The 14,679-nt window shown below is 70.3% G+C and carries 12 protein-coding genes; 4 read left to right on the forward strand and 8 right to left on the reverse strand.

Annotated elements, in window-relative coordinates:
* Positions 1-170: 170 nt before the first annotated feature.
* On the reverse strand, positions 171-557 hold the full coding sequence (locus tag ACFV9C_RS10100; protein WP_380192318.1) for an ArsR/SmtB family transcription factor: 387 nt from the start codon (positions 555-557) through the stop codon (positions 171-173).
* A gap of 23 nt (positions 558-580) precedes the next feature.
* The gene (locus ACFV9C_RS10105) at positions 581-1,000 is read right to left on the reverse strand and encodes a nitroreductase/quinone reductase family protein (RefSeq protein ID WP_380192320.1); all 420 of its coding nucleotides are present in this window, start codon (positions 998-1,000) and stop codon (positions 581-583) included.
* Positions 1,001-1,064: 64 nt separating this feature from the next.
* Here ACFV9C_RS10105 and ACFV9C_RS10110 point away from each other — a divergent pair, with 64 nt between their 5' ends.
* The 4 genes from ACFV9C_RS10110 to ACFV9C_RS10125 are packed head-to-tail and all read left to right on the forward strand — an operon-like array spanning position 1,065 to position 5,832.
* Complete coding sequence (locus ACFV9C_RS10110; RefSeq protein WP_380192322.1) at positions 1,065-2,216, forward strand: M20 family metallopeptidase; 1,152 nt, start codon at positions 1,065-1,067, stop codon at positions 2,214-2,216.
* Positions 2,213-3,028, forward strand: a complete 816-nt coding sequence (locus ACFV9C_RS10115; protein WP_380192324.1) for a GNAT family N-acetyltransferase — start codon at positions 2,213-2,215, stop codon at positions 3,026-3,028. The genes ACFV9C_RS10110 and ACFV9C_RS10115 overlap by 4 nt, the downstream gene beginning before the upstream one ends.
* Entirely contained in the window at positions 3,025-4,146 is a 1,122-nt protein-coding gene (gene menC, locus ACFV9C_RS10120) for an o-succinylbenzoate synthase (protein ID WP_380192326.1), read from the forward strand. Before ACFV9C_RS10115 ends, menC begins: the two co-directional genes overlap by 4 nt.
* 9 nt (positions 4,147-4,155) lie before the next feature.
* Positions 4,156-5,832, forward strand: a complete 1,677-nt coding sequence (locus ACFV9C_RS10125) for a PucR family transcriptional regulator (RefSeq protein WP_380192328.1) — start codon at positions 4,156-4,158, stop codon at positions 5,830-5,832.
* Here the strand turns inward: ACFV9C_RS10125 and ACFV9C_RS10130 are convergent.
* From ACFV9C_RS10130 to ACFV9C_RS10155, 6 genes are read right to left on the reverse strand one after another with little or no spacing between them, the layout of a single operon-like run.
* Complete coding sequence (locus tag ACFV9C_RS10130) at positions 5,824-7,806, reverse strand: prolyl oligopeptidase family serine peptidase (protein WP_380192330.1); 1,983 nt, start codon at positions 7,804-7,806, stop codon at positions 5,824-5,826. The genes ACFV9C_RS10125 and ACFV9C_RS10130 overlap by 9 nt on opposite strands.
* The gene (locus ACFV9C_RS10135; protein WP_380192331.1) at positions 7,803-8,927 is read right to left on the reverse strand and encodes an erythromycin esterase family protein; all 1,125 of its coding nucleotides are present in this window, start codon (positions 8,925-8,927) and stop codon (positions 7,803-7,805) included. The genes ACFV9C_RS10130 and ACFV9C_RS10135 overlap by 4 nt, the downstream gene beginning before the upstream one ends.
* Positions 8,928-8,936: 9 nt before the next feature.
* Positions 8,937-10,784 (reverse strand): ABC transporter substrate-binding protein, encoded by a 1,848-nt coding sequence (locus tag ACFV9C_RS10140; RefSeq protein WP_380192332.1) that lies wholly within the window; start codon positions 10,782-10,784, stop codon positions 8,937-8,939.
* A gap of 16 nt (positions 10,785-10,800) precedes the next feature.
* The gene (locus ACFV9C_RS10145) at positions 10,801-11,661 is read right to left on the reverse strand and encodes an ABC transporter permease (protein WP_380192333.1); all 861 of its coding nucleotides are present in this window, start codon (positions 11,659-11,661) and stop codon (positions 10,801-10,803) included.
* Positions 11,662-11,669: 8 nt separating this feature from the next.
* Complete coding sequence (locus tag ACFV9C_RS10150) at positions 11,670-12,620, reverse strand: ABC transporter permease (protein ID WP_380192335.1); 951 nt, start codon at positions 12,618-12,620, stop codon at positions 11,670-11,672.
* Positions 12,617-14,629: a dipeptide ABC transporter ATP-binding protein gene (locus ACFV9C_RS10155; protein WP_380192336.1), complete on the reverse strand. Its 2,013-nt coding sequence runs from the start codon at positions 14,627-14,629 to the stop codon at positions 12,617-12,619. The genes ACFV9C_RS10150 and ACFV9C_RS10155 overlap by 4 nt, the downstream gene beginning before the upstream one ends.
* Between the last annotated feature and the right edge of the window lie 50 nt (positions 14,630-14,679).

Raw genomic sequence — 14,679 nt, forward strand, 5'->3', positions numbered from 1 at the left:
GGCGAAGCTGATCTTCAGGCAGCGCATCCCCTCCTGGCTGGCCTCGAGCGCGGAGTCGACCTTGTCCGCGCTGTCGTGCGAGTGCGGGACAAAGACCTCCTTCGCCTTGCTCAGGAAACCGTGGCTGTGCCCATGACCGTGACCATGCCCATGGCCGTGTCCCGCGGCGCTCATCGGCTCTCCCCGGTGTCCACGTGGGCCACCGCACCCGCGGCACGGTGATGCTCCGGAAAGCGCCCGCTGGAGTGCTCGGCGTGGTAGATGGCGTCCTCGACCAGCTGGCTGGCGTGCGAGTTCTCGATCCGGTAGAAGACCTGGTTCGCCTGCTTCCGGGTCCGCACCAGCCGCGCCATCCGCAGCTTCGCCAGATGCTGCGACACCCCGGCCGGCGACTTGCCGACCGCGTCGGCCAGCTCATTGACCGGCTTCTCGCCGTCGAGCAGGGCCCAGAGCAGCCGCACCCGAGTGGCATCCGACAGCATCCGGAACACCTCGACCGCGAGCGCCACGTGCTCTTCGTCCGGATCTCTTCGCGGTTGCTTAGTATCTGCGCGCATACGCAGATACTAACCGCTGACGGTCAGCTTCGCGTCAGCGCGAGCACCGGGATGGTGCGGATGCCGGCGGTCTTGACCTCGTACTCGGCGAAGCCCGGGTAGCGCTTGGCCTGTTCGGCGTAGATGCGGTCGCGGTCCGCGCCCTTCACCTCGTGCACCGTGACACCGTGCGTCTCGGTGCCGACCTCCACCGTCGCACTGCCGCCGTCGGCGAGGTTGGTGTACCAGTCCGGGTTGGTCGGCGCACCACCCTTGCTGGCGAAGACGTAGACGGTCTTCGGGTCGGTCTCGTCCGCGAGATACATCATCGGGGCCACATACTCCTTGCCGCTCTTCCGCCCGTGGTGGTGCAGAAGGAGCAGCGGCGCACCCTCGAACGGGCCGCCTACCTGGCCCTCGTTGGCGCGAAACTCGTCGATGGTCTGCTGGTTCCAGTCGCTCATAGTCGGTCCAACGCGGGCGTCCGGTGCGATATTTCATCCGCTGGTCCGAACCGCGGCAGCCGATTTGGGGTACGACGACAAGACGGCGGCGCGGTCGCCGCTGGATGCTGGTGCGGACGTAGTCGACGGGGAGGTACTGGTGCTGGTTGCGGACATCGAGCGGCTGGTGCGGTGTGAGTCGCCGTCCGCGGACCTGGCGGCGGTCGCGCGGAGTGCCGCGGTGGTCGCCGAGCTCGGCGCGGAGCGGCTGGGCGCGAAGGCGGAGACGATCGAGCTGGACGGGCGGACGCACGTCCGGTGGCGGTTCGGGGAACGGCCGCGGGTGTTGCTGCTCGGGCATCACGACACCGTGTGGCCGCTCCGGTCGCTGGAGACGCATCCGTTCGCGGTGCGGAACGGCGTACTGACCGGGCCCGGGTGTTACGACATGAAGGCCGGGGTCGCGATGATCTTCCACGCGCTGGCGGCGCTGGACGATCTGGACGGCGTCACCGTGCTGATCACCGGCGACGAGGAGCTCGGGTCGCCGTCGTCGCGGGCGTTGATCGAGGACGAGGCCCGCGGGTGTGCGGCGGCGCTGGTCCTGGAGGCGTCCGGCCCGGGCGGCGCGCTGAAGACCGCGCGGAAAGGCGTCTCCCGGTACGACGTACAGATCCGCGGCCGGGCCGCCCACGCCGGGCTCGAGCCGGAGCGCGGGGTGAACGCCACGATCGAGGCCGCCCACCAGGTGCGGGCCGTCGCGGCGCTCGCTGCCGGCGGTACGACGGTGACGCCGACCCGGCTCGAATCCGGGACAACTGTCAACACCGTCCCCGCGGCAGCACACTTCGAGGTCGACGTACGCGTGTGGGACGCCGCCGAGCAGGACCGCATCGACCGCGCGATGCGGTCGTTGCCACCGCACCTACAGGGCGCCGAGGTCACGGTAGCGGGCGGCCCGAACCGGCCGCCCCTCCCGCACACCGCCTCGAAGGTCCTGTACGAACGTGCCTGCCGCCTCGCCGAGCACCTCGGCCTGACTCCACCCGGTGAGCTGGCGGTCGGCGGTGCCTCGGACGGAAACTTCACGGCCGGCGTCGGTACGCCGACCCTCGACGGGCTCGGCGCCGTCGGCGGTGGTGCGCACGCCGACGACGAGCACGTGCTCGTGTCCGAGCTGCCCGGGCGTACTCGGTTGCTCACGGCACTCATCTCGGACCTGCGGGCATCGACGTGACGGACCTGCTGCGTGATCCGGCGATTGCCGCGGGCGTGACGGTTCGCAGCCTGGACACGTTGCCGGAGTTGGACGCCGCGTGTGCGCTGTTCGGGCGGATCTGGCGGACCGGAGAGTTCAGCCCGCCGGTACCGGCCGATCTGTTGCGGGCGTTGAGCAAGGCGGGCGGCTATGTGCACGGCGCGTTCGCGGGCGATGTGATGGTCGGGGCGTGTGTCGGGTTCTTCGGTGCGCCGGGGCGCGGGTCGTTGCACAGCCACATCACCGGCGTGCTGCCGCAGCGGCGTGGAGTCGGGTACGCGTTGAAGCTGCACCAGCGCGAGTGGGCGCTGGCGCAGGGTGCGCGGGAGATCTCGTGGACGTTCGATCCGCTGATCCGGCGGAACGCGTACTTCAACCTGGGCAAGCTGGCGGCGGACGCGGTCGAGTACCTGCCGAACTTCTACGGTCGGATCGACGACGCGATCAACGCGTCCGACGACACGGATCGGCTGCTCGCGCGGTGGCGGCTGACCGATCCGGCGGTTGTTGCTGCGTGCAACGGGCAGCCCCGGGTGCTGGACGCCGGTCCGAGCGTTGCGCTGGGGATCACCGCATTGGGCAGACCCGCCGCCGGACGGGTGGACGGCCGCGTGGTGCGGGTCGCCGTACCGCCGGACATCGAGGCGCTCCGGAGCACCGATCCGGAGGCGGCCGCGGAGTGGCGGGCCGCGGTGCGGGACGTGCTCGGCGGGCTGCTCGCCGACGGGGCGCGGATCCGCGGGTTCGATCGCAGTGGCTGGTACGTCGTCGACAGGGAGGCCGTGTTGTGAAGCTCGTCGGGGTTGAGCTCCGGACCATCGAGATGCCGTTGGTGACGCCGTTCCGGACCTCGTTCGGGACCGAGACCGTGCGGGAGGCCCTGCTCGTCCGCGCGGTCACCGACGAGGGCGAGGGCTGGGGCGAGTCGGGGACCAGCAAGGAGCCGTTCTACTCCTCGGAGTACACGCAGGGCGCGGCCGACGTACTGCGGAGCTACCTGATCCCGGCGGTGGCCGGCGTGACCAGCGCGCAGCAGGTCGCGCCCGCGACGGCCCAGGTCAAGGGGCACCGGATGGCGAAGGCTGCGTTGGAGACTGCGGTGCTGGACGCGGAACTGCGGGCCGGCGGGATGTCGTTCGGGCAGTACCTCGGCGCGGTCCGGGACGAGGTGGAGTGCGGGGTGTCGGTCGGGATCACCGAGTCGATCCCGGCGCTGCTCGACGCGGTGGCGGCGTACCTGGACCAGGGGTATCTGCGGATCAAGCTGAAGATCGAGCCGGGCTGGGACGTCGAACCGGTGCGCGCGGTCCGGGAACGGTTCGGCGACGTCCCGTTGCAGGTCGACGCGAACACGGCGTACCGGCTGAGCGACGCCCGCCTGCTCGCGCGGCTGGACGAGTTCGACTTGCTGCTGCTCGAACAGCCGCTGCCCGAGGACGACCTGCGCGGTCATGCCGAGCTGGCGCGGCTGATCCGGACGCCGATCTGCCTGGACGAGTCGATCGTCTCGGCGCGGGCCGCGGCCGACGCGATCGCGCTCGGTGCGTGCCGGATCGTGAACATCAAGCCCGGGCGGGTCGGCGGGTACCTGGAGGCGCGTCGGATCCACGACGTCTGTACGGCGAACGGCGTACCGGTGTGGTGTGGCGGGATGCTCGAGACCGGCCTCGGCCGGGCCGCCAACCTGGCGCTGGCGGCGCTGCCCGGGTTCGCGTTCCCGGGCGACACGTCGGCGTCGGCGCGGTACTACCGGACCGACATCACGCCGCCGTTCGAGCTCGTCGACGGGCGCCTCGCGGTGCCGACCGGCCCGGGGCTCGGGGTCGCGCCGATTCCGGACGTGCTGGCCGCGGTGACCGTGCGTACCGAGTGGATCGATCTTGTTGAATCGGACGGATCGTCGGCATAATTTCGTCCTGTGCGACAACCTCCGGCCGGGTACGGCGGGACTAGCGTCGAGGACATGCTCGTCCCGACCGCCGGCCCCGTGCGGGCCGGCCTGGAAGGTGTCCTCGACGACATCGGTACGACGCTGCTCGACGTGGTGTGCGGCGATCCGGCCCGCGCCGACGATCTCGGCGGCGTGGTCATTCACGACCCGCTCGACGACCAGGTGCTGCCGCGGCAGGCGTTGGTCCTCGGCGTCGGGCTGCACGACCCCGGGGATCTGGTCCGGGTGGTGACCGAGGTCGGTCGGCACGGGGCGGCGGCGCTGGTCGTGCGGGCGCCCGTCGTACCTGACGAGGAGTTGGCGGCGGCGGCCGAGGCGACCGGGGTCGTCGTACTGGCGCTGGCGCGCGGGGCGTCGTGGACGCAGTTGACGTCGATGGTGCGATCGCTGATCGCCGGGGGAGACGCGGGTGCCGTGGAGGCGCTCGGGGGGATCCCGGCCGGCGACCTGTTCGCGCTGGCGAACGCGATCGCGGCGCTCCTGGACGCGCCGATCACGATCGAGGATCCGAGTACGCGCGTGCTCGCGTTCTCCGGGCGGCAGGAGTCGGCGGATCCGTCGCGGGTGCAGACGATCCTGTCCCGGCAAGTGCCGCGGGAGTACACGCGGATCCTTCGTGAGCGTGGTGTCTTCCAGGAGATCTTCCGGACGGATCAGCCGGTGTTCGTGGCGCCGCTGCCGGAGTCGGGGGAGCTGCCGCGGGTGGCGATCGCGGTGCGGGCGGGCGACGAGATCCTCGGTACGATCTGGGCCGCGGTGACCGAGCCGCTGCCGCCGGACCGCGGCCAGGCGCTGTGCGACGCCGCGAAGCAGGTCGCCCTCTACATGATCCGCCAACGCGCGGGCGCCGACGTCGAACGGCGCCTGCGCGCCGACCTGCTCCGGACGGCATTGGAGAGCGGCCCCGGCGCAGGCGAGGCAATCCGCCGCCTGGGCCTCGCCGACGAGCCGGCCGTGGTCCTCGCCGTCAGCCTGCTGGAGAGTGCCTCGAATGGGAGCGCTGCTGAGGTTGTTGCTGAGCGGAAGCGGTTGGCGGATGCGTTTGCGATGCATCTGGCTGCGGTGCATCCGCGGTCCGCGGCCGGGCTGATCGGGGACATTGCCTACGGTGTGGTCCCGTTGCCGCGTGGCCGGGAGCACGACGGTGAGGATCGGGCCGTGCGGATCGCGACCGACTTCCTCGGGCGGATCGGGCTTCGGGTGCGTCCGCTGGTCGGGATCGGATCGCCGGCGGCCGACGGCTCGGCGCTGTCGCGCTCTCGCACCGGCGCCGACCGCGCGCTGCGTGTCCTCAAGTCCCGCGGCTCCACCCAGCAGGTCGCCCGAGTAGCAGACGTGTACGTCGAGGCGCTCCTCCTCGAGCTGGCCGACCTCGTCCCGCGCGACGAGCTGTCGTCCGGCCCAGTCGCCCGGCTCGCGGCGTACGACGTGAAGCACCGCAGCCTGCTGGTCGACACCTTGAGGGCCTGGCTCGACGCCTTCGGCGACATCGCGGTCGCGTCCGCGGCGATGTACGTGCACACGAACACCTTCCGCTACCGCCTCCGCCGCGTCGCCGAGGTCGGCGGGATCGACCTCGAAGACCCCGACGTACGTTTCGCGATGATGCTCCAGCTCCGCCTGATGACGCTGACCTCACGCTAGCCCGAGGCTCCCGAGCAGGAACGCGAGCCATTCCGCGTCCTGCGTCAACGCAACCTCCTCGCTGGTCGCCGCCCCATGCCCCGCGTCGTCGTACACATGCACCAGGATCGGCAACTCACCCCGCTGCGCCGCCTGCAACCGCGCCGCGAACTTCCGCGCATGCCACGGCCGGCACCGCGGATCGGCCGCCCCCGCCTGCAGATAGACCGCAGGGAAGACGTCCGGCGCGATCAGCTGGTACGGCGACAACCCGAGCAGCCGGCGGATCTCCGCGGGGTCATCGGGATCGCCCCACGCCTTACGGATCACGAAGTCGAGGTACGGGTCACGAAGGCCGCCGATCAGATCCAGCAACGGCGCTCGCGGCAGCACCGCCCGCCAAAGGTCCGGCCGCTTCGTCACAGCGACCCCACACATCAGCCCACCGTCCGAACCACCGGTCAGCGCGAGCCGCTCCGGCGTCGTCACCCCGGTGGCTATCAAATGCTCGGCGACCGCCACCAGATCCGAGTCCCGCACCTGCCGCCGCTCCCGATGCGCCGCCAGGTACCAGTCCCGCCCGTACTCCCCACCACCCCGCAGATGCGCCTGCACGAACACCCCACCCGCCGACAGGAACGCGGCCATATCGCTTTGATACGAAGGCAAGTACGGCACATTCGCCGCCCCGTACGCCGAGATCAGTACCGGTCCACCCGCCGTACGCCGTACCAGCCGGAACGGGATCCGCACACCGTCCGGTGCGGCCGCGAAGTGGTCCTCGATCACCGCGTCCAGCCGCACCGCCGGCGCGACCAGCTCCTCGATCTCGTCCGCACCGGGCCGATGCCGGTAGACACCCCACGAACTGGTCAACGTCGAGAACGCGAACACGAACTCGTCCGGCCGGTTCCCTGCGGCCAAGCTCATCAACGGGAAGAACGGCACCGCCACGGCTCCACGCCCCGGCAGCGGTACGTCACCGACAAACCCACCGGCGTGGTCGACCACCCGGACCCGCGCATAGGTATCGGAGAACTCACTGAGATAGAGGTACGACCCGACCGGCTGCACCGATCGGATCACTGTGGGCCCCTCCGGCACCAACTCGATCCACTGGCCCGGATCGTCCGGTGCAGCAGCATCCAGCGGGATCGCCACCAGCCGTCCTCGCGCCGCCCCGACGTCTGTCACCGCGACGTACCGATCACCGACCACATGCCCCGCGACCATCCCGTCGCACGAAGTCATGAACGGCCGCCACCCGTCGTCCGAGGTCAGGTCGCGGACGGCGATCGGGACGGGACTGCCCAGCCGGTGACTGGCGACCGCCCACCGCCCGTCCGGCGAGAACTGGATCACCGTGTGCTCGCGCGACCCCGCCCAGATCGGCACCGGCTCCACCGACGTCTCGCCGCCCAGCAGGTGCCGGAACACCGCCCGTTCAAAGGACTGCACGCTGCCCGTCAACGCCGAGAAGAAGAACCCGGTGCTGTCCGGAAACCACGCCGCACCACCGGTCCACGCATCGTGCAGCAGTTGCGTCGGCGCCCCGCTCAGCAACTCCCCGGAGGCGGCAGACATCAATCGGATCGTGTTGTTCTCGCTGCCGTCGGTGCACACCCCGATCGCCAGCACCCGCCCGTCCGGTGACGGCGACAGCCACGACAGTACGGCGCCTTCCTCGAGCCGGTGCAGCACCCGCCCCTCGCCGTACGGCGTGTCGGCAACGACGAGCTCCGTCGTACCGCGGAACCACCGGCCGGCGGCGTACTTCGGCATCGGCGGCCGGGCGCCGGCGTCGTACGTCTCGATCAGCTTCCGCGCCACCGCGGGGTCCTGCCCTTGATAGCAGACAGTCGTCGCCAATGTCGCCTGCGCACGTTGCCATGAACGGACCTCCTCGGTGTCGTCCTCGAGCCAGCGGTACGGATCCGGACTGCCGGCCACCTCCTCGACGGCATCGACGGTGCGGCTCGGGGGATAGCTGATCATGCCGGCTCCGGTGCGAACTCGGCCCGGAGCCGCTCGAAGGCGCCGGGGATGCGATGGACCTCGCGGAAGTGGATCAGCGCGTCGTACGCCGCCGCGCAGTCGGTCGGCACGAACTCGCCGTTCGACAGCATGCCCTCGGCAACCATGTCGTCAGGCTCCACGAGCGCGATCGGATGCCCGAGCCGATCGAGCTGCGCCTCGATGCTGTTCGCCGCCGGCACCCGTTGCTCGAGCGTCACGTCGCAGTCGAACGGTCGCGCGCTCCGTTCGGTGAACCGGACCTCCGGACCGGTGCCGTAGGTCGTACCAATGACCACCAGGTTCTCCTCGGCGAGCATGCCGCCGACCGTGGTCCGCCCGAGGAACGGCGTGCGCTGGACGTGGGCGTTGTGCGCGCTGACCACGATGCGCTGCTCGCGCTCCGCGATCCACCGCACGGTGCCGGCCATGAAGACGACCCGGGGATACGGACCGCTCACCGGCCCGGCCAGCTCCTCGACGAACGCGTGCAACGAGGCGGCGCACCTGATCGCGATCTCGTCGCCCAGCACGGTGGCGCGATCCTCCAGCCGCGCGAGCCCGTCGAGCAGTTGGAACCGTTCGGCCGCCGGCATCCGGTCCAGCCGGATTGCGGCCTCGGTCCGCCCGCCGAGCTCGCTCAACCGCAGCAGTTCCTCGTCACCGGGGTGCCGCGGCATCCGCGCCAGACACGCCCGTACGGCGGGCCCGGGCGAGGTGGACGAACCGGGCAGGTCCATCCCGTAGAACCGGACCCGGCCGTTCTGCCGGCGCATCCACTCCAGCTGCCGGTGCATCGGCGCGCACTCCCCGAACCGGTAGGTGATGCCGTCGCGTGCGATCGCGTCGACCGGCCCGCTGCCGCCGCGGACCCAGTCCGCCACCGTCAGCCCCTCGGCGTACCCGGACTCCATCACGAATGCGGTGAACCCCAGCTCCTGGACCAGGAACCGGAAGATCCGGTCCTTGATCCGGTAGAACTCGGTGACGTTGTGGGCACCTTCGCCCAGGGCGACGATCCTGGCGTCGCCGATCAGTTCCCGGAGCCGGCCGAGGTCGTCGAAGCCGGCCTCGGGATCGACCGTGGCGAGTGGGACGGTCACGCATCCTCCTCAGTCGTGGAAGTACCAGAGCTCGGGCGAGTACAGGAAGCTCAGCAGCGACCGGAACGACGACGGCGGCCCGGAGAGCGTGTCCTTCCACACGACGAGCGTGTCCGGCGTCGGCAGGTACAGCACCGGCAGGTCCTTGCCGAGCAGGCTCACCTCGGCGCTGAGCGCCTTCGGGTCGGCGCCGAACGTCGACGCCTCGATCAGCTTGTCCGCCTCGGGGTTGCTGTAGCTGCCCAGGTTGAAGCTGCCGGTGGTATTGAAGAGCGTGTTGCTGCTCGGGTACCCGACGGCCTGGTACAGCGACCCGGAGTCGACCATCGCCCACTCGTTCTTCTTCGCCGGCGCGAACGTGTTGCCGTAGTTCTCGTAGATGTAGTTCACGGCCTTGGTCTCGGACCTCACCGTGATCCCGAGCTTCTTCGCCGCGGACACGAACGCGACGTCGCGGGCGCCGACGTACGACGGGCTGTTGGCCGCGATCAGGTTGAAGCTGAGGGTCTGCCCGGCGGGGATCCCCGCGCCGCACTGGTCCGGCCCGCTGCCGGGACGTTCGCAGGTGGTGGTGCCGTCCGGGACGACCTTCCAGCCGTGGTCGGTGAGCAGTTTCTGCGCGGCCGCGGTGTCGTGCGGGTACGGCGGCGTCGTACCGAAATCGGGCGGGTACGGCGACCCGACGCCGGCGGTGCTGTAGTTCTCCGTGGCGGCGCCGTTGTAGACGCCTCGGCTCTTGATGTACCCGGGCTGGTCGATCAGCTGCTGCAGGGCCTGCCGCACGTACAACTGGGCGATCACCTTGTCGAAGTTGTTCGTGGTGTTCTTGAAGTTGATCGTCAGGTAGTCGAGCCGCGCCGGTGCGGGCGCGCCGTACACGTTGTAGCCCTGCGCCTTGAGCGCGTCGACCTGGGCGATGTACCCGGAGTCGAGCATCCCGACCGTCAGCGTGCCGGCCTTGAACTGGTTGAACGTGGCAACGGCCGACGTGAACGTCTTGAAGTCGATCTGGTCGATCCGGGACTCGCCCGGCCCGCCGTACGCCTTGTTCGGCACCAGCGAGTACGACCCGGTCGCCGGGTCGAACGTCTTCAGCTTGTACGGCCCGTTCACCATCTGCCAGAGCGGATTGCTGGTGAACGTCGCCTGCGACTCGGACGACTTGGTCAGGTACGTGTAGATCGCCTGTGCGTTCTTCGGCTGGTGGTAGTCGAGGTGCGGCCCGGCGTCCTTGGCGATGTTCCACGCCTTCGACGGCAGTACGTAGATCAGCTCGAGCATCGAGAGCAGGTACGACGGGTTGTACGCCTTCGTGAGCTTCATCGTCACGGTTCGCGGATCACTCGCGAGGACCGTGAAGCCGTCCGGGAACTGCCCCGGCGTGTAGAAGCTCCAGTTCGCCGGGTCCTCCGCGATCGCGGCCTTCAGCAGCGCGATCGAGAACACGACATCGTCCGCGGTGACCGGCGTACCGTCGGACCACTTGTAGTCCTTCAGCTTGATCGTCACGGTCTTCCGGTCCGCGCTGTACGTCGGCTGCTCGGCCATGCTGAGCTCGGGGTCGACCGGTTTGTCGCCCTCGCTGCTCGCCCGGTACAGCGCGCGCCAGAGCAGCCCGCGGGCGATCACGCCGCCGTTCTGCGAGGCAGGTTCGTAGGGGTAGATGTAGTTCGGGTTCAGACCGGGGCTGAGGGCAACGGTCACGGTGCCGCCGGCCTTCGGTTTGCCGGCTTCGGCGGGCAGCTTGTCGTAGCTGCCGGCATCCGCCTTCTGCGTGGCGCCGCCGCCTGAGCAGGCGGCGGTCAGCATCGCGATCGCGACCGCGGCCGTCAGCACCCGGCCGGACAGGTTCTTCATGTGTCGCTCCTAGGGTTCACTGGGCGCCCTGGCCGACGGCCTCGCGGAGGGCCTCGGCGAGCAGGTTGAGTGCCAGCACGGTGAGGATGATGCAGGCGCCGACCGGTACGACGAGCCACCAGTAGCCCGAGGTGATCGAGGTGACGCCGCCGGCCAGCTGGCCGCCCCAGTCGGTGGCGGGGTAGCGGAGGCCGAAGCCCAGGAAGCCGAGCGTGGCGACGATCAGCACCGCGTCGGCGACCTGGAAGGTGATGTTGACGATGATCACGCCGAGGGCGTTCGGGATCAGGTGGGTGAGGATCAGCCGCGGCCGGGACGCGCCCATCGTCCTCGCGGCCAGCACGAACTCGCGGACGCGCAGGACGAGCACCTCGCCGCGGACCAGGCGGGCCGCGACCAGCCACGAGAACCCGCCGATCACCAGGCTCAACGACCACACACTGGCGTTGAACCGGGCGGACAGGATCAGTACGACGAACAGGAACGGCACCGACAGCCCGACGTCGACGAGCCGCATCAGCGCGCCGTCGAGTACGCCGCCCGCGAGCCCGGCGACCGCGCCGTACAGCGTGCCGATCGTCGTCGCGGTGACGGCGGCGAGCAGGCCGATCTGCAGCGAGACCTGGCCGCCGCGCATCAGCCGGCCGAGAACGTCGAACCCGTTCGTGTCGGTGCCGAGCGGATAGCCGCCGCCCGGCGGGAGCGCCGCGTCGAGGATGTCGACGTCGGTCTGGTTCGTGTGGTGGAAGAGCGGGCCGAGGAAGCAGAACCCGACCAGCAGGATCAGGATCAGCAGACCGGCCAGCCCGAGCGGATGGTCCTGCGGCCGGAGTCTGGGCCGGGTCCGGGTGACGGCTTCGGCGTCGAGGTTCGTCACGGTGGCTCCTAGGCGTTCAGCGTGATGCGACGGTCGGCGGCCGCGAGGGCGACGTCCGCGAGGAGGTTGCCGAGGACGGTCAGTACGGCGCCCATCAGCGTGTAGGCGAGCAGGACCGGGTAGTCCTCGCGCTGCAGGCTGTTCAGGAACAGCAGGCCGAGACCGGGGTAGTTGAACAGCGACTCGGCGATCAGGTTGCCGGCCAGCAGGCTCGGGATCGACAGGCCGAGCAGCGTGATCAGCGGCAGGCACGCGTTCCGCAGCAGGTGGCGGGTGATGATCAGCCGGTCGGGCAGACCCTTCGCCCGGGCGACACGGATGTAGTCCTGCCCGAGCTGCTCCAGCGCCGCGGATCGCTGGTACTGCGAGAAGATCGCGACGTTCGTGACGGCCAGCGTGATGACCGGCAGCGCCATCGCGTGCGGGTCGGTGATGACGACCCAGGGGGAGTGAGACTGCGATGCCTCGGCCGGGAACAGGTGGACGGCCTGGCTGAGCCCCGCGATCAGCAGTAGCCCGAGCAGGAAGACGGGTGTCGCGTAGAGGGTGTACGCGAGCGCCGTACCGAGGCGGTCGAGCACGCTGTTGCGCTTGACCGCCTGGAGGATGCCGAGCGGTACGGCGATCACCAGTGAGAGGACGAGTCCCGCGAGCGAGAGCATGGCGCTGCGCGGGGCGTTCTGGACGAGCAGGGTCGCCACGCCCTGGTTGAGCTTGTACGAGCGACCGAGGTCGCCGTGCAGGAGCTGGCCGAGGTAGCTCACGTACTGGACCACGAACGGCCGGTCGAACCCGTGGTCATGGTTGAACCTGGCAACGGCTTCGGGCGACGCCTTCGGCCCGAGGACGACCCGGCCCGGGCTCCCGGACACCACGTGCAGCAGGAAGAACATCACCGCGGAGATCCCGAGCAGCACGAGCACCGAGATGAGCAGCCGGCGGACGACGTACCGGATCATCGTGCTGCCTCCAACGGGAAGTGACACGCGACCTGATGGTCCCCGGACACAGTGGTCAGTGCCGGCTCGGCCTCCGCGCACAGATCGGTCGCCAGCGGGCAGCGCGTCCGGAACCGGCAACCGCTCGGCGGATCGAACACGCTCGGCAGTTCTCCACGCACCCGTACGTCGGCGTCCGGCCGCGCGGCCGACGGGTCCGGATCGGGGACCGCGGCGAGCAGGCCCGCCGTGTACGGATGGGCGGTCGCCGTGTAGACGTCGTCCGTCGTACCGGTCTCGACGAGCTTGCCGAGGTACATCACGCCGACCCGGTCGGCCAGGTAGCGGACGACGGCGAGGTCGTGGGAGATGACGACGCTGCTCAGGCCGAGGTCGCGCTGGGTACGGCGCATCAGGTTCAGGACCTGCGAGCGGACCGAGACGTCGAGCGCGCTGACCGGTTCGTCCGCGACCAGCACCTTCGGGTTCAGCGCGAGCGCCCGGGCCAGGCCGATGCGTTGCCGTTGACCACCGGACAGCTCGTGCGGGTAGCGCTCCAGGATCGCCGGCGGCAGGCCGACCTCGCGCAGCAGCTCACCGGCCCGGGCGGCCCGCTGCGAACGGTTGCCGACGCCCTGGATCGCGAGCGGTTCGCGGAGGATCGTGCCGATCCGCATCCGCGGGTCCAGCGACGCGCTCGGGTCCTGGAACATCATCTGCAACTGCGCCCGGCGGTCCCCGAGCGCGCGCGAGCTGAGCCCGGCGACCGACGTACCGTCGTACACCACGTCGCCGCCGGTCGGGCGGTCCAGCGCGACGATCATCCGGCCGAGCGTGGACTTCCCGCAGCCCGATTCCCCGACCAGTCCGAACGTCTCCCCGGCGCGTACGTCGAAGCTCACGCCGGACACCGCCTTCACCGTCCGCCGCGGGCCGAACACGCCGGTGCGACCGGCGCCGTACTCGCGGACCAGACCGTCCACGCGCAGTCTGACCTGCTCGTCGGGCGACGACTCGGTGCCCTTCGTACGGGGCGTGATCGTCAGCGTTTCCTCGACCGGATGCCAGCACGCGTACGTCGTGTCGCCGTCGACGGTCTGCTCCGGTGCTTGCTCGCGGCAACGATCCGTGGCGGCACCGCAGCGTGGCGCGAACGCACAGGCCGAGCTCGGGGCAGTGAGGTCCGGCGGGGCGCCCGGGATGCTGTGGAGTTCCTGGCGGCGGTCGTGCGCGAGGGTCGGGATCGACGACAGCAGGGCGTGGGTGTAGCGGTGCCTCGTCGTACCGAACAGGGCCTTGGTCGGACCGGTCTCGGCGACCTGGCCGGCGTACATCACCGCGACCCGGTCCGCGTGGCCGGCGATCACGCCCAGGTCGTGGGTGATCAGGATCATCGCCATCCCGAGCCGCGCCTTCAGGTCGGCGAGCAGGTCGAGGATCTCGGCCTGGACGGTGACGTCGAGCGCGGTCGTCGGTTCGTCGGCGATGACGACCCGTGGCTCGCAGGCCAGCGCCATCGCGATCAGCACGCGTTGCCGCAGGCCGCCGGACAGTTCGTGCGGGAACGCGTCCATCCGCTCGGTCGGTGACGGGATGCCGACCAGGTGCAGCACTTCGGCGGCACGGTCGCGGGCCGCACGCCTGGAGGCGCCGCGGTGCAGCCGGAGCGGCTCGGCCACCTGCTCGCCGATCCGCTTCGTCGGGTTCAGCGCGGTCATCGAGTCCTGGAAGACCATCGCGATGTCGTTGCCGCGCAGCGTCCGGTACTCGGCCGGTGCCAGCCCGGTCAGCTCCCGCCCGTCGAACCGGATCGACCCGCCGGTGACGGTGCCACCGGCCGGCAGCATGCCCATGATCGCCAGCCCGGTCATCGACTTGCCGGAGCCGGTCTCGCCGACGATGCCGAGCGTCTCGCCGGCCCGCAACATCAGGTCCGCCCGCGTCACCGGCCGAACGATCCGGGACCCCCGCCGGATCTCGACCGACAGGTCGCGAACGGTCAGCAGCCCTTCGCCCTGGGAGTCGTTCATCGGACGATCGTCCTGCCGGAGCCTCAGCTCATGTTGGTCCGGCCGGACAG

It is taken from the genome of Kribbella sp. NPDC059898 (genome assembly GCF_042730855.1).
Classification (GTDB): domain Bacteria; phylum Actinomycetota; class Actinomycetes; order Propionibacteriales; family Kribbellaceae; genus Kribbella.